The 25911-nt window shown below is 44.5% G+C and carries 4 protein-coding genes; all 4 read right to left on the bottom strand.

Annotated elements, in window-relative coordinates:
• Positions 1–303: 303 nt before the first annotated feature.
• Positions 304–6828: a hypothetical protein gene (locus tag ACOJUO_RS18465; RefSeq protein ID WP_422137761.1), complete on the bottom strand. Its 6525-nt coding sequence runs from the start codon at positions 6826–6828 to the stop codon at positions 304–306.
• A 370-nt stretch (positions 6829–7198) separates the two neighbouring features.
• On the bottom strand, positions 7199–8179 hold the full coding sequence (locus ACOJUO_RS18470) for an IS1595 family transposase (RefSeq protein ID WP_422137762.1): 981 nt from the start codon (positions 8177–8179) through the stop codon (positions 7199–7201).
• 86 nt (positions 8180–8265) lie between these two features.
• Positions 8266–16743, bottom strand: coding sequence for a hypothetical protein (locus ACOJUO_RS18475; RefSeq protein WP_422137763.1), 8478 nt, complete (start codon positions 16741–16743; stop codon positions 8266–8268).
• Between the two features lie 395 nt (positions 16744–17138).
• Positions 17139–25559: a hypothetical protein gene (locus ACOJUO_RS18480; protein WP_422137764.1), complete on the bottom strand. Its 8421-nt coding sequence runs from the start codon at positions 25557–25559 to the stop codon at positions 17139–17141.
• Positions 25560–25911: the final 352 nt, after the last annotated feature.

Consider the following 25911-nt stretch of genomic DNA (forward strand, 5'->3'; position numbering starts at 1 on the left):
TGTGACAAACAAGCATAGAATTACCGTAGATCCCATTCGATAACTTCATTTGTTAATCAGAGTTGACCTGTTAAACAACAGTTTTTTTATACTGATTAAATGAATTGTTCTAACCTCTATGGAGTCTGAGAAAAAATAGCAGTGGGTTCAGGATGTAGCAAGAATGGTTCCGTGTTCGGATTGGCTGCTGGCTGCGAATCTTGTGATAACTTTTTTATGTTGCTGCAGTGAGCGGCTTTGTCTACAGAGGCCAGACTGACAGCATCGGGTCAACGCAGTAAACTCAATCACTATGCGACAGAATCAACGGATCCGGTGCTTAATGATTTTATATTTTTTTGAGACTTCAAAATAAGTGGAATTGAAATCTGTATTTTGCGCCTCTTCCAGAATAGTGGCGATTTGGGCTGACATACAGTGATAAAAAGACAACCAGGAATTAAGGTCTTTTTTGTATGGTTTAAATGTGATGCTCATGGCCTCCCGGTTATCATCGTACATAACCGTCAGATCGGCGGTTGCCAGAAGTGCGAAAAAAGCCTCTCTCATTGGTTCATTTTCTTCAATTGCCTGTTTCATTATCGCGTTCCAGAACAGAACCTGTGCGTTGTAGCGGCTATCAGTGATGGTATCGTAAGCCGACAAATAATAGTGAACCAGGGCAGAATTTGTGCGATGTTTTTCCAAAAGAGCATAACTTAAATCCATACAATTCGGGTGGGGTTGGTGCCAGGACAAGTTATAAAAGAATTCATCTAAATTGTTTTCAGAATGTGATGTTTCCTTCAACACTTCAAACAATTTTGTCCGGCTTAGCTTATAGCTGGCAATATCCTCCAACAATTTATCAATATCAGAAGCTGTTTTCCCAGATGATGTAGTCTGCACCTTTGATGTGTCCAATATAAAAGCTTTGACAAGACTTAAATACTTTTTAATATTTTCTGGCCTGTCACTATTTTCGATTTCACTGTCCAGCCAAATACAATATTGTTTTGGTCTTTCTTTAATTGTAAATTCCCTTTTTTTCTCCAGTGGCCTCAAAAGCATTCCTTCAATACTGCCTGGGTCAACTATCCTGGAAAATAACGCTTCTTCAACTTCAGGGCCATCATTGCTGAACACAAATTGGATGTTATGTTCAAAGGGGTTAATCAAAAAAAACTTTGCCATCAGTGCTGGCCAACCAGCCTGAGGAATATGCAGAAGATTAAACCGTTCATTAGTAAAGACTCTGATGGCTGCTTCAGTGGCAAAACGTACACCATGTAGAGAGCTTGCTAATAGCCCGGGCAAAATGTCCGTAACTATCTTACCTGCTTCAATAAAGATCTTTTCCCCGGGTTTTATGGTCGATGAGTATTGAATAACAGGCTTATTGGCCAAGTCTGTTTGCCAGGCTTCTGATGTCTCGTCCTGATAATACTGATAGTCGTCTAGCCGCATAGCCACTAATGATTCCAGATAACCACCATAAGGGAAGCCGAGTTGACGTGCTTTCATGAAATGATCATAAGCACTGGCCAGTGCACTTTTGTGACCGGTCAACACAATAGTCTCTTTTAACTTTTTGGCGTTGAGTTTAATTTCCGGGCTAAAGGGCAACTCAATCGTTTCGTAATCCTCTGGTATTTTTGCCCCCATCAGTGTCAGTGCCTTTAGAAAATAGTAATAACCCATTCCCAGCTCGTTTGTCTGATTTTTATTTTTTAGTAAAGCCCTTCTGAATACAGAAATCTGCTTTTCCACCTGCGGCAAAAAAAATGCCGGGTTTTCCTGAATAAATTTGACTTCCTGAATAATCTTGTCATCCAGTTGAAACAAATTCTGGAGATGTTCTTCCCGATTGAATGGTCCTGCCGAGGGTCGGATACCTGGCTTCAGTGCTGTTGGTTGACCGGCTGCGTTTGCGGTTTTTTTTGCTTTTTCAGGGTTTTTATCTGTTTCAGACGTTAGTTGCACCGAAGTCGATGGAGTAGGGTGAGGCGGAACTTCTTTGATTTGAATAAAGTCTCTTGAAAGCAGCAAAGATCGGGCAAGAATCCAGTCTTCTATTAAATCGGGTCTGGACTTTTTAATCGCCTTATTATTTATTTGGTCATGATGCTCGTCAAATATTTCCTTTTCAGCCTTGCTGTCTTTGCTTAACGACGCTTTGAGATAGCTTTCCCAAAAACCCATTTTCCAAAAGGCTATGAATCTGGGTTGATGATATTTGAGCAGTTGTCCGGTTTGCTCAGTATCCATGAATGCTTTCAGATCAGTCATGGCCAGTACGTTTGGGAAATAAGATATATCCATGAACTGAGGTTTTTTTTTCGAGGCGCCCTTAATTTGCAGGGCGTTGAGGCTGTACGACCAAAGTTCACTGTGAATCTGACCGACTGCGGGTTCTTTTTTTCTCTCCAGTATCAGTATCAGCGACCCGATGGTTTGTTCCAGTTCCCGAGCCCCGAAGTGGATTGTCTTTAGTGCTGTTAGTGTGGAGGGGTTATCCGGTTCTCTCAGGGCATTGACAATGGCCTTTACTTGACTGCCTCTGTCTGAGAGGTCTGACTCTCTGGCTAACCCCTGCTCAATCCTGGTCAGGGTAGTGACGTCAGTATCCTGATAGAGCTGCTCCAGAAATCCACCTTTCAACAGGCCTTCAACCTTTATCTGGTTGAAGCTTGTCGCTCTGGTAGCCATGCTGCGTAACAGCCGGTTGACAGGTTCCATCTGGGGCCAGCCTGCCGGATGTTGGTTGTGTAATTGCATCCCGATTAATAATTGGTACGAAAGCGGTATACCGGCAATGGCTGCCGGTAACAGCAGCTCGAAGGTTTTTTCATAGATCTGAAGTACTTCTGGTTTTCCAGATGGGAGTTTCTGGTTCAAAATGAACAACGCCTGAACCAGTTGTGCATAGGGGAAGTGGCTCTCATAAGCGGCCTGTTCCAAGTCTCTGCGCTGCTGACTGCCCGGGGTATTAGCGAGATTGATGGTGATGACCGGTTGGTCACCGGATTTATCTGCAGAAGCTCCGGAGCAGGCCAGTATTTGCAGGGTTTTTGTTTTTCCGTCTTCCAGCTGATTTTGCAGTGTATTGAGTTCTGTATCTCGCGCAGGGCTTTCTTCAGGGGTTTCGCCTTCTCCTGTGGCATCGCAATGTTGCATCTTTATTGCCTTATTAAGCTCGTCCGGAAAGTTATAATCCATCTCCTTAAGCCAGTCTGATATTTCTACGGACTGTGACAATGCAGATTCGAAATTGATCTTATTCGGGATTGGCTTTTGTGCGGCGGTTTTATTCTTTCCCTTTTTTGACCCTTCAGCAGGATCAGGTGCCACCACCTCACTGTCATGAGCAACTGTAGAGTGTTGATCTCTGGCATCGTTTTCTGCCTTATTCTCTACCTTGATAGTGCTTTCCTGTTCATTGTAAGACTGCGGCTTAATATAAGGATGCAGAAATTCCGGTAACTTGGATAATTCTGAAGAACCGCTGAACACTGACTGTTGAATAATTGTCTGTACCTGTTGCTCAGCGTCACTTGATAGCAATATTTTCAATGCATTTCGGGCATTTTGCACCCGTCGATTTGCAACAATACCCGGGTAGGTTTGATCAGGTTGTGTGTCCTGAAGCAGTTGTTCAACCATAGCGGGCAGGCTTGGCATAAGCAGTTTGGAATTCCTGGCAAAAGGTTCTACACGCGTGAAATCGAAATACCCTTCAGGGCCAGCAGAAATATCGATCGATAAGATTCGCCATTTTTTTGTCTTGTAACGGACGTCCCCCAGTGTCTTTTCATTGTTTTTATCGTGAAGGCAGGTGATCTTTACGTTATTCAGTAGCCGTTTGCGCTGCAATTCTTTTGGGTTGGCTAGAGCCATAGCATGAATGTTGCCGCTTCTAACAATGGGGCCAGACAGGGTACTTTTTAGCTTTTTCTCTAAAGCGGCTGAAATGGTTTTCAGACTTTTGATATCCTCAACTGCCAAATCAATATCATTAATAACAGGGACCTTGCCAAGTTCGGTGGGCTTAACCAACAATGAAAGATGTTGCCACCTGGCTATACCCCCATAAACAAGAGCACCATCAATATCTGATATAACACTCCAGATTTCTGTATAGATTTTTCTAAAAACAGGTGCGAGCACCAATAGTGCAGGAATTACATAGCGGACATCCTGTTTTTTTACTAAAAAGGCGCCCTCGTAATAAGCTTTTACATGAATATCCAAAAATTGCATTTTGTAGTTTATTGTTGATGTCGAGAGATCCGGAGCTATAAGGGCGATATATTTACTGGCAGAATCTTCCCAGAAAAAAATCACTGCTCCAAGCAGGTTTTTGCTGATGTAAAATGTTCCGTCGGGGTTCCCTGTATCGTCGAACGTGTAACAAACAAGGCGTAATTTGTTGTAAAAACTGAATAGGTTGTGTCCGTATTCTCCCTGCATGAATTTATCGGGTGCAGTAAACGCCTGTTTTAGCTGCTTGCTGGCAGATTTTATAGTGTTGCACTGAAGACTTTCCCGGCATAATAAAATATCTTTTTGCCATTGTGGAAACAGCTCCCATAACGCATTTTCAAACTCACTGCCTCGCAGCCATTTGTTCTCCTGTTTGCTTAAGTGGGGGCGGTTCAGGAAGTGATTGAACCACAGGTCGTTGTCATCGTGACGGGACAGTCTTACCGCGTGATTCTCGCTAAAGAGGAACGTATGAATACCTTCAAACTCCTCCAGAGGCTGTTGAGGCGTATGAGCATGGTTTATATCATGGCTGTAGTAGCGATATTTCTGACCACCAGGCACGATGACCTTTATAGAATTTTGCAAGGCTTTTGATGCCAATTCCATGTGTTGTTGGTTTTTCGGATCAAAACCCTGGAGTATCTGGTCATATAATGTTTCACTGTCGCAGTCAGGTGGTTGGCATTCACTGACCAATGTTTCAAATCTTCCACTGGATTTAATATCAAGTTCTTCCTGAAGAAAATCGGACACACCAATCACTCTTCCGGGCCTGAGCTCGAAGCGCCGGTAAAAATACAATAGATGGTTAAGCAAGGATGCCGAAGATACTGCGTTTGCCAGTGTGACCCGATGGCTGCCGCCCGGTGGTGGCTCATTGTCGTCAATATTGTTCTCACCATTTGATTTAGCACTTCGTTGACTTCTGTTGCTGCTTTGTTGCGCTTTTTGTTCAGAGGAAAAAGCCGGGCAGGATTGGAATTCAGGCAGTCCATTATTCCCCTGGACACCAGAAGCAGTCATTATGCCTGATGCAAACCCAATAGAGGGGAGTGACATATCTGGTTGATGAGGGATGGCAGGAGGATGAAAACCGTCGAATGCGTTGCTTGTTTCGGGCACCAAAGTCAGTGGGTTTCCGTTTGTTTGATGGCTAAAAAAAGGTGAAACACGACCGGAAAAGTATGTGTGGACAGGGTGCCCCGGAAACTCACGGTTTAAATAGGTCAGCACATTGTTCAGTAACTCAGGCCGCCGTTTAACAAACTGGTAAAGTGAACCAGGGTCGCTCAGAATCTGCTCCCTTACCAGGGCACTGAGGCTTTTCGGGATGGGTGATGTGAACCCTGAGAGAATTCCCCGCCACTGATAGAGATTAAAGGGCGTATTGGTCACCGTGCTCATAAGCAGGGCAGCCAGGTTGAGATGCTCACTTTCTACCAGGGTGCCAATCTCTGGTCCATCCCAACCGGCGTAATGATCCTCGACATTATAAGGGGCATCAGCGAACTGCATGACCAATATCGGATCGCCTGCTCCCCAGAAATGGTATTTCCGATGTCTGTCGTTGCGGGCGATGAACAAAGAAGATCTCGACCAGGCCGGGTAGGTATCATTGCCGGGCGATACCTTTTCCAGTGCCCAGAGGTTAAAGTACTTCCCGGTCATGAGTGCCGGGCCGGGGTTTATTGCAGTCTCGGGAATGCCAGGTTGATAAACCCAGTTTTGATCTGACCACTGATAAAGCCAGTGATTATTTTGGCAAGCGTGTATTTTTTCTTTGTCAGCTGGCTTGCTTTTATTGGATTCTCCAAACAACTTATCGTGGGAAGAGAGGCAGTGAATAGCCTGATTGACCCGCTTGATATAACTACTGTCCAGAGCGGTTTGCCCGTCAGCGCTGATACTGTCTTTTCCAGCCAGTTCGGGCAATAGCCAGGGTTTTGCGTGATTCAGCGGGAAATCAATAAGAACGCTCTGACACTTTTTATGCTCTGTAAGCGGATTGGTCTGGCAGATAATAGCCTGCAGGCGATTCTGCTGACTTTCTCGCCAGGGACGCAGGTAAAGGGTACTGGTATGGGTGTCGTTTAGTAGTTTCCAAAGCGACAGCCAGGCAGACAGAGAATCACCCTCGACGGCCTGAGTCTCTGACGATGATGTCGAGGGTGAGGCCGTAATCTGCCAGACAGGATGATTTTCGATACAAGTGGTTTGAATTGACAGTTGGCCTTTCAGCAAAGAGTGATCGATCATCACCGGATGAGGGTTGCAATCGGGGGCATCACCAAAAGCCCGGGACAGTGAGGGAAATCCGCGACTGAAAGAAGGGTAGGGTACGATTGAAGGAGGAAGCAGCTTTGCTAACAGAAAGCCGGGCAGGTGACTCAACCATTGATGCCTGAAAAAAAGGGACAGCTTTTTGGGGGTGCCAACGTCGTGTATTACGTGATAATGATTACTCAGCTTGAGGTGAAAGTTATTGGCTTTAAATCCTGCGTAGAGACCTAAAAAGCGGATTTCTGGCGCCTTGTACCCAGGTTCATTCTGGTAGCTGGAGGCATGACCTGAATGTACGTTCATTTCAATCGCGAATAGCAGCGCAACTAAGTGAAGTTTTAACAGTCTTCTGTGACAAACAGGCATAGAGCTGCCGTAGACCCCATTTGATAATTTGTTAATCAGAGTTGACCTGTTAAATAACAGCTTTTATTGATACTGATTGAATAAATTGTTCTGATCTCTACGGAGACTGAGAAAAAATAGCAGTGGGACCAAGATGTAGCAAGAGTGGCTTTGTATCTGCGTGAATAGCTTTTAATGGGGTTTATGTAATTCTGCCGAACGCTGGGTTGTAGATCCCTTATTTGACTGGTTAGAAAACTATCGCCGTTTATAGAAAATAATGAGCGTAAACTGAACCCAAGTCTTCAATTTACACATTTGGTCTTGGCTAAGTTGCTTTTATCTGTTGTTTGAACCAGTGTCCCGCAATTTTTTCAGAAAGCCGTTCACCTGTTAGCTCGGTAGCCTCTGTCAGCACTCGCCGCCAGCCCAGATAATGTTTCAAGTATTTGGTCGCAATCCCGTGAAAAACACCATGAATCCATCCTTTCAAGTGGCTGTGGTAAGCATTCACATGCTGGATGTGGAACACACCTTCAATGACGTGCTGGCCGACTGAGGTCACTAACTCTTTCAACGGCAGCTCCATGTCTCTGGCCAGCTTTTCGTGAGCCAGGCTGGCTTCAGCGCACAGAATGGCTTTTGAAGACAGATGGCCTTCGAGGTGCTGCTGCATCTCCGATGCACTTTCATTGGCGAGGATGCCATCAACTGTTCGTGAGGAATGATCTCTTGCGACCAAAACGGGAATTTTGCGGCAATCCGTTTTTTTATCATTACCTCTTTGTCTTGCTGGTCTTGGTAGCTCTGATCTCTGCCCTTTGAAGGACTCACGCAAAAATGTTTCATCCAGTTCAACAATATCACCCAGATCATTTCCTTGGTCATCCTCCAGCACGACAAGGAAGCGGTGTCGCCAGCGGAAAGAGGTGCGCAGAGTGACGCCACATTCAGATGCTGCCACTCGCAGGGTTGTGGAGTGGCTCATTCCATTCAGATAAGTCTGCCACTTTTCAGGATGTCGAAGCCGGGCTAACGGGGTTGCTGTTAATGCATTAAATGTCTTGTGGCATGACTTGCAACGGTAGCGCTGCTTGCCATCACTGCTACCCCAGCGTTTTATCTGATCACTTTCACAATGAGGGCACCTCGGGTGCTCAGAGAATTTCTGTTGAATGGTGGTGCTCAGGTTCGGCTGATGCGTCTTGGTCTCAACCTCTGGAGAAAGAGCTTTGTTAAGAATATTCTTCTGATGGCTGGTCAATGTCGAAATGGCATCAAGAAATGACTTGAAGAGAGCATATTGCATAACGGCATCCCTTACAGTAGGAGACCGTTGTATTATAGTTCAAACAACAGATAAGGCTAACTTAGCCTTTGGTCTTTCTGGTAATCTTACGGGTCAGGTACTGAATAAAGTAATATTGCTTTTTGGTTATCATAATGCTTTTGATGGAAATCTGCTTTTTGTGTCTCTCCCAGAATAAAGGCGGAATTGGCCGAGATCCTGTGAAAAAAGGCCAGCCAGGAGGCAAGATCTCTATTATACGTTTGAAATGCAATGTTCATGGCCTCCCGGTTTTTATCGTACATAACCGTTAAGTCGGACGTTGCCAGAACTGCCAAGAAAGCACGTTTCATTGGTTCATTTTCGTCAATCTTCTTTGTCATTATCTCATCCCAGAACAGATCCCGTTCGTTATCAAAGTGATCATTAAGGGTCTCGTAAGCCCATAAGTAATAATGAACCAGGGCTGACTTTGTGCGATGTTTCTTCAAAAGAGCATTACTTATAGCCTCATAATTTGGGTGAGATTCCAGCCGGGGAAGGTTATAAACGAACTCATCGAAATAGGTTTCAGGTTTTGGTGTTTCCCGCAGTACTTCAAACGATGTTGCATAATCATATCGGCTTAGCTCATAGCTTGCAGTATTTTCTGAGAGTTGTTCAACATCAGAAGCTGCTGCCTCTGATGATATATCCAGTGCGTCTGATTCACCCAATACAAAAGATTTGACAAGTCTTAAATACTTTTTAATATTTTCTGATCTGCCACCACTTTTGATTTCACCATCCAGCCAAATACCATAGTGTTTCGGTCTTTTTTTAATGGAAAAATGCTTTGTTTTTTCCAGTGGTTTCAGAAGTATTCCTTCAATACTGTCTGGATCAATTATCCTGGGAAATAACGCTTTTTCAACTTCAGTGCCATCATTATTGAACACAAATTGGAGGTTATGGTTTACGGGGGTAATCAAAAATTGCTTTGTGATCAGTGCTGACCAACCAGCCTGAGGAATATGCAGAAGATTAAACCGTTCATTAGTAAATACTCTTATGGCTGCTTCGGCAGCAAAACTCACACCCATTAGAGAGCTTGATAACAATCCGGGCAATGTGTCCGTAACAATTTTGCCCGCTTCAATAAAGAGCTTTTCCCCTGGTTTTATGGTCGATGCGTATTGAATGACAAGCCCATTGGTCGAGTCTTTTTGCAGGGCTTCTGATGTTTCGGTCTGATAATGCTGGTAGTTGTTTAGCCGCATACTCACCAGTGATTCCAGATAACCACCATAAGGGAAGCCAAGTTGACGTGCTTTCCTGAAATGATCATGTGCACTGGGCAGAACTCTTTTGCGACTGGTTAATACTATCGGCTCTTGGAAAGATCTTAATTCTGCCTCCAGAAGCGTCAATCCAGCCAGGCAATGAAGCCAGCCTGACATCTGCAATGATTCGGAATCCATTTTATCTTCATACAGACTTAACTTCTGTTTTAATTTCTGATAGCCAGCTTGTTTGGCTTGTTCAATGGCAAGAAAAAAAGCACTTTCGTCTCCATCTGCGAACCTTTTCAAATTTTCACTGTTAAAGACAAAGTAGTCGATGAATTTTGATTGAACATTACGTGCAACAGCCTTTACTGGCTTATGCCATATAAAGAGCTTAAATATTTTGCGTAATTCTTCCCAATCACCTGAATCAATCTGGAGTTTTCGTGCATTTTCTGCATTTCCACCGATGAGCGTGATGATATGCTGATGTATCAGCGAAAGGGTGTTATAACAATACGACGTGTTATCCTCGGTAACCAGTTCACGAGAAAAACCAATTAACTTTGTCAGATGTTGTACATCATGACCAAAATGAAGGGATGTTAAGCGAGCCTGGTTAACGAAGGGGAGGGCTTTAAGATGGGGGAGAGTCGGCTCTGCTTCTGTTGATGCACCAACCAGATAAAAAGCAAGTTCTATAATATCTGCCAATGCCCGATTATGACGGTCAATATCTTTAGAGAGCGTCCTCTGAGCTTTTCTAAGGAATATGGGAATCTCCGGGTTTGCTTCAGAGCCGAATATAGAAAAGTTAATGATGTACAGAGATAAATCCAGGCAACCAAAATCCAACAGTTCCATTCGACCGGTTGCGAAGTACAGTATCAATCTTATTGTTGCTTCCGCCCTCTCTGCCGCTTTCACTTTAGTTGCCTCTTCAGCTGCCGCTGCCTCTTCAGCTGCCGCTATCGCTTTCTTTGTCGCTGCCTCTTCAGCTGCCGCTATCGCTTTCTTTGCTGCTGTCAGTTTTGCTTTTGCTTCCTGTGCTGCTTTTTGAGCTGCTTTTTTTGCTGTTAGTACTTGCACTTTCGCTGTTAAATCCACTGCCGATAAGGTTTTTGCTTTCACTTCCTCTAACTCTTTCGCTTCCTTGAACGCTCTCGCTTTCGTTTGCTCTTCATTTACGGCTAATTCTGCCGCTGCATTAGCCTCTTTTGCGGTAAGCACAGCTGCAGTTGATTCCGGTTTTACTAACACTCGTTCATACTGTATTTTTGAAAAATGTCGGGTATTTTTAAATTTCTGGCTCATTCGATTCAAAACAAAATCAACTGCTCCATCAGAGCCTTTTATTGAAAGCTGCTCCAGAAACTCTCTGAGTACACTTATGGAAGGTGTTACCCTTCCCGGCATCTGGCTATGGGGGTTTTTCAGGTATGTGTCTGGATCAAAGGCCAGTTTCAGTTCGAAAGTCCTTGGAATCAGCACCAGCCACTTGAGTAACATTCCGGCCTGAACCGCTGAGTCTGAGTCCGATTCGAATAAAATCTCAATAGACTGAGATACCCCCGAGAATGCAGAGAGATGAGCTTGCGTGACTGCGCTGGGGTTGCCTTCCATACCATGTTCAAAAAATAGCAAGAGTATCGGGGCATAAGGGAAAAAATGACTATTAGACAATACAATAGCCTCTTTTATCTTTTTGGCGTTGAGCTTGACTTCGGGACTAAAGGACAACTCAATAGTTTTGTTGTCATCCGACATTTTGGCCCCTAACATGGCCAGTGCTTTCAGAAAATAGTAATAACCCATTCCAAGCTTGTTTGTTGTATGGTCATGATTTCTTAATAAAACTTTTCTGAATGCAGTAATGTGCTTTTCCACCTGTTGCAAAAAAACTTCCGGGTTCTCATGAATACATTTGACTTCCTGAATAATATTGTTATCCAGTTGCAACAAATACTGTGTATGTAGTTGTTCATTGACTTGTTCTGTAGAGGGTCTGATGCCTGGCTTCAGCTCCGTTCGTCGTCTGGTGGCATTTATTGTTTTTTTTGCTTTTTCAGTATTTGTAACTGTTGCCGAAGTGAGTTGAGTTGAAGTGGCTGGTTTAGTGGCAGCCGGAACCGTCACCTCTTTGGTTTGAATGAAATCTCTTGACAGCAGCAAAGATCGAGCTAGAACCCAGTCTTTTATTAAATCAGATCTGGACTTTTCAATCGCTTTATTCCTTATTTTTTCATGATATTCGTAGAGCATTTCCTTTTCATTGTTTCTGTCCTTGCTCAATGAAGCTTTGAGATAGCCTTCCCAAAAGCTCATTTTCCAAAAAGCTATGAATTTGGGTTGATGACTTCTGAACGATTGTCCGGTACGCTCAGTGCCCATGAATACTTTCAGGTCAGTCATCGCCAGCACCTGCGGGAAACTCGTTATATCAATGAACTGAGATTTTTTCCTGGGTGCACCCTGAATCTGCAGGGTGTTGAGGGTGTAGATCCAAAGCTCACTATGTATCTGACCTGCCGCTGGTTCTTTTTTTCTTTCCAGAATCAGTTTCAGTGAAGCGATGGTTTGTTGCAGTTCCCGAGACCCGGGACGAACAGCTTTCAGGGCTGTTAATGTGGAGGGTGTATCCGGTTCTCTCAGGGCATTGAGTATGGCCTTCACTTCTCTGCCTTTGCCTGAGAGTTCTGACTCTTTGGCTAAACCCTGCTCAATCTTTGACAGGGCGGTAACATCTGTATCCTGATAGAGCTGTTCGAGAAATCCACCATTCAACAGGCCTTCAATCTTTACCTGGTTCAAGCTTGTCTCTCTGGAAGTCATACTACGCAACAATCGATTTACAGGTTCTATCTGAGGCCAGCCCGCCGGATGGTGGCTGTGCAATTGCATTGCGATTAATAATTGATAGGCAAGTGGTATACCGGCAATAGCTGCCGGTAACAATAGCTCGAAGGCATGTTCATAGATCTGAAGTGCTTCTGATTTTCCAGAGGGTAATTTTTTGTTCAAAATGAACAACGCCTGAACCAGTTGGGCATAGGGGAAGTGGTCCTCATAAGCCGCCTGCTCTAAACGCCTGCGTTGCTGACTGTCCGGGATATTAGTCAGATTGATGGTAATGACCGGCTGGTCTCCGGATGTATCAGCAGAAGCTCCGGAACTGGCCAGTATTTGCAGTGTTTTTGTCTTTCCTTCCTTCAGTTGTTTTTGTAGTGTATCGAGTTCTGTTTCGAGCGCAGGATTTTCTGTAGTGGCTTTGTTTTCTTCAGTGGCATCGCAATTTTGTGTCTTTATTGCTCTATTCAACTCTCCTGAAAAGTTATAATCCACCTCCTTAAGCCAGTTTGATATTTCTACGGACCTGGACAATGCCGTTTCGAAATCGATCAGATTCGAGATTGGCTTTTGGGCGGTGGTTTCCTTCTTTCTTTTGTTTGAGCGTTCAGCATTATCACGTGCTGTTGTCTTGCTGTTATGAACTACTGTAGCGCTTTGATTATCAGGGCTGGCTTCTACTTTGATATCGCCCTCGTCTGGCGTAGTTGCAGTGTCGCCTGCTTTTGGTTGAACCGTTTTTTTCAGCTTTTGTCTCTGTTTCTTTTTCTTCTTACGGGAATTTAAAGCCGAATCATGGGTTATCGATTCTGCACCTTTGACATTAGCAGTACTGGCAAATGCAGCATGTGCGGCAATAGTTGTCTGTCCTGGTGCATTGTCTTTCAGAGGCTCATCGACAGTGGGCGTTGTTGTTTTGGCTTTGGCAGCAACTAAAGGATGTTGATTATTCGTATCATTTTCTGCCTTATTCTCTACCTTAATAGTGCTTTTCTGTTCATTGTCAGGTTTACGCCTGATATAAGGATGCAGAAATTCCGGTAACCTGGACGACTCTGAAAAACGGCTGAATACTGACTTTTGAATAATTGTCTGTATCTGTTGCTCAGTGTCACTTGATAGCAATATTTTTAATGCATTTTGAGCACTTTGCATCCGTCGCTTTGAATCAATACCCGGGTAGGTTTGATCAAGTTGTGTATCCTGCAACAGTTTTTCAACCATTGCGGGCAGGCTTTGCATAACCATTTTGGAGCCCGTGGCAAAAGGTTCTACACGTATGAAATCGAAATATCCTTCAGGACCGGCAGAAATATCGATCGATAAGATTCGCCATTTTTTTGCCTCGTAACTGGCGAACCGGATGGTATTTTCTTCATTTGTATCGGGAAAACAATTGATCTTTAAGGTGTGCAGGAGCCCTCCGTGCTGCAATTCTCCCGGGCTGGCTAGAACTAAGGTGTGAATGTTGTTGCGTCTAACAGCAGTGCCAGGCAGGACGCCTCTTAGCTTTTTCTCTATAGAAGCCGAAATGTTTTCCAGGCTTTTGATATCCGTGACTGCCAGGTCAATATCATTGGTAACAGGTACTTTGCCCAGTTCGGAGGGTTTAAGCGATGACGTAAGGTGTTGCCACCTGGCTAAACCACCGTAAACGAGAGCATCTTCAGTATCGGATATAATTTTTTCGGCTTCTGTATAGGTTTTTCTAAAAACAGGTGCGAGCACTATCAGTGCAGGAATTACATAGCGGATATCCTGTTTTTTTACTAAAAATGCACCCTCGGAATAATCTTTTAAATGAGTATCCAAAGACTGTATTTTGTCGTTTATTGCTGATGTGGAGAGATCCGGCGCTATAAAGGAAATATATTTGCTGGCAGAGTCTTCCCAGAAAAAAATCACTGCTCCAAGCACGTTTTTACTAATGTAAAACATTCCATCGGGGTTCTCTGTATCCTCGAAGGGGTAGCAAACAAGGCCTAATTTATTGTAAAACCTGAACTGGTTATTTTCGTGTCCTCCCCGCATGAATTCAGCAGGTGAAGTAAATGCCCGTTTTAGTGCTTCGCTGGCAAATTTTATGGATGGGTTTTCAAGACTTTCCCGGCATAATAAGACATCTTTCTGCCATTGTGGAAACAGATCCCATAAAGCCTTTTCAACCCAATTGGCTGCCAGCCAGTCACTTTCCTCAGTATTTAAGCGGGAGTTGGTCAGGAAGTGAGTGAACCATAGTTTGTTGTCACTGTGAGAAGACAGTTTTACAGCGTGATTGTTGTGAAACAGGAAGATATGGCGATCTTCAAGCCTTTCCAGAAGCCGACGAGGAGTATGATCGTGGTTTTTATCATGGTCATAGCAGCGATATTCCTGACCATCATGAACGATGACTTGTATCGAATTTTGCAAAGCTTTTGATGCCAGCATCATGTGTTGTTGGTCTTTCGGGTCAAAACCCCGGAGCATCTGGTTATATAATGTTTCACTTCCACAATCGGACGGTTTGCACAGACGGAGCAGGGTTTCAAATTTTTCCCTGGATGTGACACCAAGCTGTTCTGAAAGAAAGTCTGATCTATGGGCCATTCTTTCAGGCCGAAGTCCGGAGCGCCTGTACAAATAGAATAGATGTTTAAGCAAGGAGGTTGAGTACACTGCGTCTGCTGGTGTGACCGGATGCTTGCCGCCCGGTGGTGGTGGCTCATTGTCGTCAATATTGTTCCTACCGACAGAGCTGGCAGTTCGTTTACTTTTGTTGCCACTTTGTTCGGCTTTTTGTGCAGAGGGATTACTCGGGGAGGACTGAGATTCAGGCGGTCCATTATTCCCCTGGACACCAGAAGCAGTCATTATGCCTGATGCAAACCCTATAGAGGGGAGTGACATATCTGGCTGATGAGGGATGGCAGGAGGATGAAAACCGTCGAATGCGTTGCTTGTTTGGGGCACCAAAGCCAGTGGGTTTCCGTCTGTTTGACGGGTAAAATAAGGTGATACACGATCGGAAAAGTGTGAGTGGACAGGGTGCCCCGGAAACTCCCGGTTTAAATAGGTCAGCACATTGTTCAGTAACTCAGGCCGCCGTTTAACAAACTGGTAAAGTGAACCGGGGTCGCTCTGAATTTGCTCCCTTACCCGGGCACTGAGGCTTTTGGGGATGGGGGATATGAACCCTGAGAGAATTCCCCGCCATTGATAGAGATTAAAGGGCGTACTGGTCACCGTGCTCATAAGCAGGGCGGCCAGGTTAAGGTGCTCACTTTCTACCAGGGTGCCAATTTCAGGTCCGTCCCAACCGGCGTAGTGATCCTCGACATTATAAGGGGCATCAGCGAACCGCATCAGCAGCACCGGATCACCTGCTCCCCAGAAATGGTATTTCCGATGTCTGTCGTTGCGGGCGATGAATAAAGAAGATCTTGACCAGGCTGGACAGGTATCATTGCCAGGCGATACTTTTTCCAGTGCCCAGAGGTTAAAGTACTTCCCGTTCATGAGTGCCGGGCTGGGTTCTACCGCAGTCTCGGGAATACCCGGTTGGTAAAGCCAGCTTTGATCCGACCATTGATAAAGCCAGTGATTATTCTGGCAGGCGTGAATTTTTTCTTTGTCAGTTGTCTTGCTTTTATTGGATTCTCCAAACAACTTATTGTGGGAAGAGAGACAGTGAATAGCCTGATTGACCCGCTTGATATAGCCACTGTCTAAAGCGGTTTGCCCGTCAGTGCTGATGATGTCTTTTTTAGCCAGTTCGGGCAATAGCCAGGGTTTTGCGTGATTCAGCGGGAAGTCAATAAGAACGCTCTGACACTTTTTATGCTCTGTAAGCGAATTAGTCTGGCAGATAATGGCCTGCAGGCGATTCTGCTGACTTTCCCGCCAGGGGCGCAGGAAAAGGGTACTGGTATGGGTGTCGTTTAGTAGTTTCCAAAGCGACAGCCAGGCAGACAGAGAATCACCCTCGACGGCCTGAGTCTCTGACGATGATGTCGAGGGTGAAGCCGTAATCTGCCATACAGGATGATTTTCGATGCAAGTGGTTTGCACTGATAAGCGGCTTTTCAGCAAAGAGTGATCGATCATCACCGGATGAGGATTGCAATCGGGGGCATCACCAAAAGCCCGGGACAGTGAGGGGAAGCCGCGACTGAAAGAAGGGTAGGGTATGATTGAAGGCGGAAGCAGTTTTGCAAACAGAAACCCGGGCAGATGACTCAACCATTGATTCTGGAAAAAAAGGGACAGCTTTTTGGGGGTGCCAACGTCGTGTATTACGTGATAATGGTTACCTAGCTTGAGGTGGAAATTATTGGCTTTAAATCCCGCGTAGAGACCCAAAAAGCGGATTTCTGGTGCCTTGTGCTCTTCATTCTGGTAGCCGGAGGTATGACCTGATTGTACGTTCGTTTCAATTATGAATAGCAGGGCAATTAAGAGAAGTTTTAACAGTCTTCTGTGACAAACAAGCATAGAATTGCCGTAGATCCCATTTGATAATTATTAATTTGTCAATCAAAGTTGACCTGTTAAATAACAGTTTTTATTTTTACCGACTGTATTGTTTTGATATCCATGGAGTCTGAGAAAAAATAGCAGTGGGTTCAGGATGTAGCAAGGATGGCTCTGAATGTAGTTTGAGTGTTGGTTTTGAACCGGAGATATTCACCATCCCGGTCAGTCAACGCTGGTAGTTCTTGAAAAGTCGGAGAATAAATATCTCCGGTCAGTTTATAAGCTATGAACCTGATGGCTTTGTACCTGTGCGAATAGACTCTTAGAGGTGATACGTTAATCTGCCGGATGCCCGGTGCCGGGTTGTCGAACCGAAGCATTTGGCCTTATTGGTACTCTTACTGGTTAGGTACTTAATATATTAATCCGGTTTGAGGTAATATTTCTTTTTGTATTGAAAAACGCTTGAAATGGAAATCTGCTTTTTGCTTCTCTCCCAGAAGGAAGGCGGAAGTGGCTGTAATCGAGTGTAAAAAGGCCAACCAGGAAGCAATATCTATATTGTATCGTTTGAATGCGGTAATCATGGCTTCCCGCTTCTCTTCATACATAACAGTTAGATCGGCAGTTGCCAGAAGTGCAAGAAAAGCTCTTTTCATTGGTTCATTTTTTTCAATCTCCTGTGTCATTATCCCATCCCAGAACAGGTCTCGCTCGTTATCACTGTTATCATTGAGGGTCTCATAAGCCCATAAATAATAGTGAACCAAGGCTGACTTTGTGCGATGTTTCTTCAAAAGAGCATTGCTTATAGCCTCATAATTTGGGTGAGATTCCAGCTGGGGCAGGTTATAAACGAATTCATCAAAACCGGTTTCAGGATGTGGTGTTTCCTGAAGTGCTTCAAACAATTTTGTATAGTCATAACGGCTTAACTCATAGCTTGCAATATTCTCTGAGAGTTGATCACTATCAGAGACTGTTGCCTCGGATGCTGTATTCAGAACCTCTGGTTTATCCAATACAAAAGCCTTGACAAGACTTAAATACTTTTTAATATTTTCTGGCCTGTTGCTATTTTCGATTTCATTGTCCAGGAAAATACCATAATCTTTCAGTCTTTCATGAATGGTTACCTGCCTTGTTTCCTCCAGTGGTTTCATAAGTATTCCTTCAATACTGTCTGGGTCACTTATCATGGGAAATAACGCTTTTTCAGCTTCAGACTCACCATTGCTGAACAGAAACTGGAGGTGATGATTTACAGGGGTAACCAGAAGATGTCTTATGATCATTGCCGGCCAGCCAGCCTGTGGGATATGCAGAAGATTAAAGCGTTTGTCAGTAAATATTCTGATGGCTGTTTCAGCGGCAAAACGTACACCAAATATAGAGCTTGATAACAAGCCAGGCAAAACTTCCGTAACAATCTTATCCGCTTCAATAAAGATTTTTTCCTCCGGTCTTTTGGTCGATGCATATTCAGTAACAGGCTTGTTGATCGAGTCAGTTTGCCAGGCTTCGGATGTCTCGCCCTGATAATGCTGGTAGTGGTTTATTAGTCGCATAAGTACCAGTGATTCCAGATAACCAGCATATTGAAAGCCAATTTTACGTGACTTGAAGAAATGATCATAAGCAATGCGCAGGACTCTTTTGTGGCCGTTTAGTATTACCCGCTGGTGATCAGAACTTATTTCCGCCTCCAGAAGTGTCAAGCCAGCCAGGCAATGAAGCCAGCTTAAAATATCTACTGATTCAGGGTCATTTTTATCTTTATATTGGTTTATCCGTTGTGACAATTTCTGATAGCCAACTCTGCTGCTTTGCTCAATAGCAAAAATAAAAGCTCTTTCGTCCCCACTTTTGAACTCTTTAATCAAAGTAGTGTCAAAAATAGCATAGTCGACGTTCTTTGGTGTAAAATAAGTATCACCCGTTTGGAATGGCTTATACCATATATGGTTTTCAAGCCATTTACGTGTTTTTTTCCAATCTTCTGAATCATTCTGCAGTTGTTTTACCTGTTCTGCATTGCCACCGAACTGCCTGATCGTGTACTCGTGAATCAGCAAATAAATATTGTACCATTGTAGCTTATTCTCGGCAGCCAGTTCAGGGAATAAGCTAATTAATTTTTTTAGAAGTTGTATGTCATGGCCAAAATGATTAGCGGTTAAGTTGACTTGGGTATCGAGGGGAAGGGCTTCAAGATGAGGAAAAACGGGCTCTACTTCTTCAGGTGAACCGATCAGATGAAAAGCAAGTTTAATGATGTCTGCAATTGCCCGCTTCTCTGGATTAATATCTTCAGCGAGTTGCGCCTTTTTTTTGGTGAGGAATGCGGATCCCAATGAGGTTGCGTAAAGAATGCCTGGCACAGTAAGACGCAAGATAACTGAGGATAAATCCAGGCTATTAAAGTGAAGCAAGTCTATTCGATCAGTGGCAAAGTGCAGCACCAATTTTAATATTGCTTCCTTTTTCGCTTCCTCTTGCATTACTTTTTCTGCTTCCACTGCTTTCTCCGATGCCACTTCCAGTCTCAATATTGCCGCTGTTGACAGTTCCGATTGAGCTGCCACTGATGCTGCCGCTTTAGAACCATCTCCTACCTCTATTTCCATTCGCATTTCCACTTCTGCTATAGCCTCCGATGCCTCTTTTGCTGCTGCTTTCGCTACCACAAATGCCAACGCTGCTTCATTGATTTTGATTGTATCTGCACGCTTCTGTGCTTCCTCATGCGCTTTCATTGCCGCCGATTCCATTTGCGCTGCTTCCGTTGCCGCTAAACATGCCGCTACCGCCAGCATTTGTTCGTGCTGTCCTTTTGGCAGCTGTTGGATATTCAGAAACATCTCGCTTATTCGCTTCAAGGCAAGATCAACTGCGTCATCAGTGCTTTTTAGCGGAAGCTGATCCAAAAACTCTCTGATTATAAGTATGGAAGGTGTTATCCTGCCCGGAATCTTGCTTTGCGGGTTTTTCAGGTTAATATCTGCAGCAAGGGCCAGTCTCAGTTCGAAAGGCTTTGGAATCAGCAGTAGCCACTTGAGTAAGATTCCGGCCAGAGCTGCTGAATCTGATTCCATTTCTAATAAAATCTCAATAGACTGTGACACCCCGGAGAATGCAGAGATACAGGCTTGTAATTTAACGTCAGGCTCTCCTTTAATAGCATAATCGAAAAACAGCATGAGCATCCTTGCATAAGGGAAGTAGAAATGTTGAGAGTGTATAATAGTTTCCTTTATGTTTTTGGCGTTGAGCCTGACTTCCGGGCTAAAGGACAATTCAATGGTTCTGTTATCACCTGACACTTTTGCCCTCATCAGTGCGAGTGCCTTTAGAAAATAGTAATATCCTATTCCCAGCTCGTTTGTTGGATTTTTGTTTTTTAGTAAAGACCTTCTGAATGCAGAGATCTGCTTTTCTACCTGTTGCAAAAAATTTTCCGGGTTTTCCTGAATAAATCTGACTTCCTGAATAATATTTATATCCAGCTGTAATAAATACTGGATGTGAGCGTGTTCATTGAATTGGTCTTTTGATATTCTGATGCCTGGCTTTGGTCCTTTTGACGGTCTGGCTGAGTTTTTTGTTTTTCCAGAATTTGTGCCTGATCCAGAAGTTACTTGCTTCGAAATGACTGGTGGAGTGGAGGAGATCGAAACCGGAACTTCTCTGGTTTGAACAAAGCTCCTTGAAAACAGAAAAGATCGGGCAAGAATCCAGTCGTTAATTAAATAGGGCCTGAATTTATCAGTCGCTTTATGGCCTATTTTGTCATGATACTCCTCAAATACTTCCCTTTCATTCTTCCTGTCTTTGCTCAACGAAGCTTTGAGATAGTCCTCCCAAAAACTCATTTTCCAAAAAGCTATGAATTTGGGTTGATTACTTCTGAACGATTGTCCGGTACGCTCAGCGCCCGTGAATACTTTCAGGTCAGTCATCGCCAGCACCTGCGGGAAACTCGTTATATCAATGAACTGAGTTTTTTTCCTGGAGGCTCCCTGGATCTGCAGGGTGTTGAGGGTGCAGGCCCAAAGCTCACTATGTATCTGACCTGCCGCTGGTTCTTTTTTTCTTTCCAGAATCAGTTTCAGTGAAGCGATGGTTTGTTGCAGTTCCCGGGTTCCGGGGCGGACAGCTTTCAGGGCTTTTAATGTAGAGGGGGTATCCGGTTCTCTCAGGGCATTGAGTATGGCCTTCACTTCTCTGCCTCTGCCTGAGAGGTCTGACGCTTTGGCGAAACCCTGCTCAATCTTTAACAGGGCGGTAACATCTGTATCCTGATAGAGCTGTTCCAGAAATCCACCATTCAACAAGCCTTCAATCTTTACCTGGTTCAAGCTTGTCTCTCTGGAAGTCATACTACGTAACAATCGGTTTACAGGTTCTATCTGGGGCCAGCCCGCCGGATGGTGGCTGTGCAATTGCATTGCGATTAATAATTGATAGGCAAGTGGTATACCGGCAATAGCTGCCGGTAACAATAGCTCGAAGGCATGTTCATAGATCTGAAGTGCTTCTGATTTTCCAGAGGGTAATTTTTTGTTCAAAATGAACAACGCCTGAACCAGTTGGGCATAGGGAAAGTGGTCCTCATAAGCTGCCTGTTTTAACTCTATGTGCTGCTCTCTACTCAGGGTATTAGTCAGATTGATGGTGATGAAAGGTTGATATCCGGATGTATCAGCAGAAGCCCCGGTACAGGCCAGTATTTTCAAGATTTTTGCTTTTCCCTCCTGCAGTTGATTTTGCAGTGTATCCAGTTCTGTATTGGTGGCAGGTTTTTCTGCTGTGGCTTTGTTTTCATCAGAGGCTTCCCTTTCTTCAGTGGGACCACAATGTCGTGTCTTTATTGCCTTGTTTAGCTCTCCCGAAAAGTTATATTCCATCTCCTTAAGCCAGTTTGATATTTCTACGGACCAGGACAGTGCCGTTTCTAAGTCGATCAGATTCGAGATTGGCTTTTGGGCGACGGTTTCCTTCTTTCTTTTGTTTGAGCGTTCAGTAGTATCAGGGGCTGTTGTCTTGCTGTTATGAACTACTGTAGCGCTTTGATTATCAGGGCTGGCTTCTACTTTGATATCGCCCTCGTCTGTCGCAGTTGCAATGTTGCCTGCTTTTGGCTGAACCGTTTTTTTCAGCTTTTGTCTCTGTTTCTTTTTCTTCCTACGGGAATTTAAAGTCGGATCATGAGTTATCGATTCTGTACCTTTGACATTAGCAGTACTGGCAATTGCAGCATGTGCGGCAATAGTTGTCTGTCCCGGTACATTGTCTTTCAGAGGCTCATTGACAGCGGGAGTTGTTGTTTTGGTTTTGGCAGCAACTAAAGGATGTTGATTATTCGCATCATTCTCTGCCTTATTCTCTGCCTTATTCTCTAACTCAATAGTGCTTTTCTGTTCATTTTCGGGTTCAGGCTTGATATACGGATGCAGAAATTCCGGTAACCCGGATGACTCTGAAGAGCTGCTGAATACCGACTTTTGAATCATTGTCTGTACCTGTTGCTCAGTGTCACTTGATAGCAATATTTTTAATGCATTTTGAGCATTTTTCATCCGTCGCTTTGAATCAATACCCGGGTAGGTTTGATCGAGTTGGGTATCCTGCAACAGTTTTTCAACCATTGTGGGCAGGTTTGGCATAGCCAGTCTGGAGCCTGTGGCAAAAGGTTCTACATGTATGAAATCGAAATACCCTTCAGGACCGGCAGAAATATCGATTGATAAGATTCGCCATTTTTTCGCCTCGTAACTGGCGAACCCGATGGTGTTTTCTTCGTTCGTATCGGGAAAGCAGTTGATCTTTAAGGTGTGCAGTAGCCCTTGGCGCTGCAAGATCTTTGGGCTGTCTAAAACCGTACCGTAAATGTTGTTGCGTCTAACGGTAGTGCCAGGCAGGACACCTCTTAGCTTTGCCTCCATAGAAGCCGAAATGTTTTCCAGGCTTGTGGTATCTTTGACTGCCAGGTCAATATCATTGGTAACAGGTACCTTGCCCAGTTCAGTGGGTTTAACCGATGACCTGAGGTGTTGCCACCTGGCTAAACCACCGTAAACGAGAGCACCTTCAGTATCGGATATAATTTTTTCGGCTTCTGTATAGGTTTTTCTAAAAACAGGTGCGAGCACTATCAGTGCAGGAATTACATAGCGGATATCCTGTTTTTTTACTAAAAATGCACCCTCGGAATAATCTTTTAAATGAGTATCCAAAGACTGTATTTTGTCGTTTATTGCTGATGTGGAGAGATCCGGCGCTATAAAGGAAATATATTTGCTGGCAGAGTCTTCCCAGAAAAAAATCACTGCTCCAAGCACGTTTTTACTAATGTAAAACATTCCATCGGGGTTCTCTGTATCCTCGAAGGGGTAGCAAACAAGGCCTAATTTATTGTAAAACCTGAACTGGTTATTTTCGTGTCCTCCCCGCATGAATTCAGCAGGTGAAGTAAATGCCCGTTTTAGTGCTTCGCTGGCAAATTTTATGGATGGGTTTTCAAGACTTTCCCGGCATAATAAGACATCTTTCTGCCATTGTGGAAACAGATCCCATAAAGCCTTTTCAACCCAATTGGCTGCCAGCCAGTCACTTTCCTCAGTATTTAAGCGGGAGTTGGTCAGGAAGTGAGTGAACCATAGTTTGTTGTCACTGTGAGAAGACAGTTTTACAGCGTGATTGTTGTGAAACAGGAAGATATAGCGATCTTCAAGCCTTTCCAGAAGCCGACGAGTAGCATGATCGTGGTTTTTATCATGGTCATAGCAGCGATATTCCTGACCATCATGAACGATGACTTGTATCGAATTTTGCAAAGCTTTTGATGCCAGCATCATGTGTTGTTGGTCTTTTGGGTCAAAACCCCGGAGCATCTGGTTATATAATGTTTCACTTCCACAATCGGGTGGTTGGCACAGACGGAGCAGGGTTTCAAATTTTTCCCTGGATGTGACACCAAGCTGTTCTGAAAGAAAGTCTGATCTTTGAGTCACTCTTTCAGGCCGAAGACCGGAGCACCTGTACAAATACAATAGACGTTTAAGCAGGGAGGCTGAGTACACTGCGTCTGCTGGTGTGACCGGATGGTTGCCGTCCGGTGGTGGCGGCTCATTATCGTTATTTTTCCTGGCGTCCGATTTAGCACTTCGTTGACTTCTGTTGCCGCCTTGTTGCGCTTTTTGGTCAGAGCAAAAAGCTGGGCAGGCTTGGGCTACAGGCGGCTCACTACTCCCTTGAATACCAGAAACAGTCATTATGCCCGAAGCAAACTCTGTTGAAGGGAGTGATGCATCTGATTGATGAGGGGGGGCAAGGGTAAGAAAACGGTCGAACGCGTTGCTTGTTTCGGGCACCAAAGCCAATGGGTTTCCGTTTGTTTGATGGCTAAAAAAAGGTGATACACGACCGGAAAAGTATGAGTGGACAGGGTGGCCCGGAAACTCACGGTTTAAATAGGTCAACACATTGTTCAGTAACTCAGGCCGCCGTTTAACAAACTGGTAAAGTGAACCAGGGTCGCTCAGAATCTGCTCCCTTACCAGGGCACTGAGGCTTTTCGGGATGGGTGATGTGAACCCTGAGAGAATTCCCCGCCACTGATAGAGATTAAAGGGCGTATTGGTCACCGTGCTCATAAGCAGGGCAGCCAGGTTGAGATGCTCACTTTCTACCAGGGTGCCAATCTCTGGTCCATCCCAACCGGCGTAATGATCCTCGACATTATAAGGGGCATCAGCGAACCGCATCAGCAGCACCGGGTCACCTGCTCCCCAGAAATGGTATTTCCGATGTCTGTCGTTGCGGGCGATGAACAAAGAAGATCTCGACCAGGCCGGGTAGGTATCATTGCCGGGCGATACCTTTTCCAGTGCCCAGAGGTTAAAGTACTTCCCGGTCATGAGTGCCGGGCCGGGGTTTATTGCAGTCTCGGGAATGCCAGGTTGATAAACCCAGTTTTGATCTGACCACTGATAAAGCCAGTGCTTATTTTGGCAAGCGTGTATTTTTTCTTTGTCAGCTGGCTTGCTTTTATTGGGTTCTCCAAACAACTTATCGTGGGAAGAGAGGCAATCAATAGCCTGATTGACCCGCTTGATATAACTACTGTCCAAAGCGGTTTGCCCGTCAGCGCTGATACTGTCTTTTCCAGCCAGTTCGGGCAATAGCCAGGGTTTTGCGTGATTCAGCGGGAAATCAATAAGAACGCTCTGACACTTTTTATGCTCTGTAAGCGGATTGGTCTGGCAGATAATGGCCTGCAGGCGATTCTGCTGACTTTCTCGCCAGGGACGCAGGAAAAGTGTACTGGTATGGGTGTCGTTTAGTAGTTTCCAAAGCGACAGCCAGGCAGACAGAGAATCACCCTCGACGGCCTGAGTCTCTGACGATGATGTCGAGGGTGAGGCCGTAATCTGCCAGACAGGATGATTTTCGATACAAGTGGTTTGTATTGACAGTTGGCCTTTCAGCAAAGAGTGATCGATCATCACCGGATGAGGGTTGCAATCGGGGGCATCACCAAAAGCCCGGGACAGTGAGGGAAATCCGCGACTGAAAGAAGGGTAGGGTACGGTTGAAGGAGGAAGCAGCTTTGCTAACAGAAACCCGGGCAGATGACTCAACCATTGATTCTGGAAAAAAAGGGACAGCTTTTTGGGGCTGCCAACGTCGTGTATTACGTGATAATGGTTACCCAGCTTGAGGTGGAAATTATTGGCTTTAAATCCGGCGTAGAGACCCAAAAAGCGGATTTCTGGTGCCTTGTGCCCGGGTTCATTCTGGTGGCCGGAGGTATGACCTGATTGTACGTTCATTTCAATTATGAATAGCAGGGCAATTAAGAGAAGTTTTAACAGTCTTCTGTGACAAACAAGCATAGAATTGCCGTAGATCCCATTTGATAATTATTAATTTGTCAATCAAAGTTGACCTGTTAAATAACAGTTTTTATTTTTACCGACTGTATTGTTTTGATATCCATGGAGTCTGAGAAAAAATAGCAGTGGGTTCAGGATGTAGCAAGATTGGCTCTGTATGTAGTTTGGGTGTTGGTTTTGAACCGGTGATATTCACCATCCCGATCAGGAATAAATCGATTGATGTCAGAACGGCTAGTGAATGCCGGTAGTCATAGAAAAGCCGGAGGAGGATATTTTTTCTTTAACA

Origin of the sequence: Endozoicomonas sp. ALC020 (assembly GCF_049275935.1) — a bacterium.
Classification (GTDB): domain Bacteria; phylum Pseudomonadota; class Gammaproteobacteria; order Pseudomonadales; family Endozoicomonadaceae; genus Endozoicomonas_A.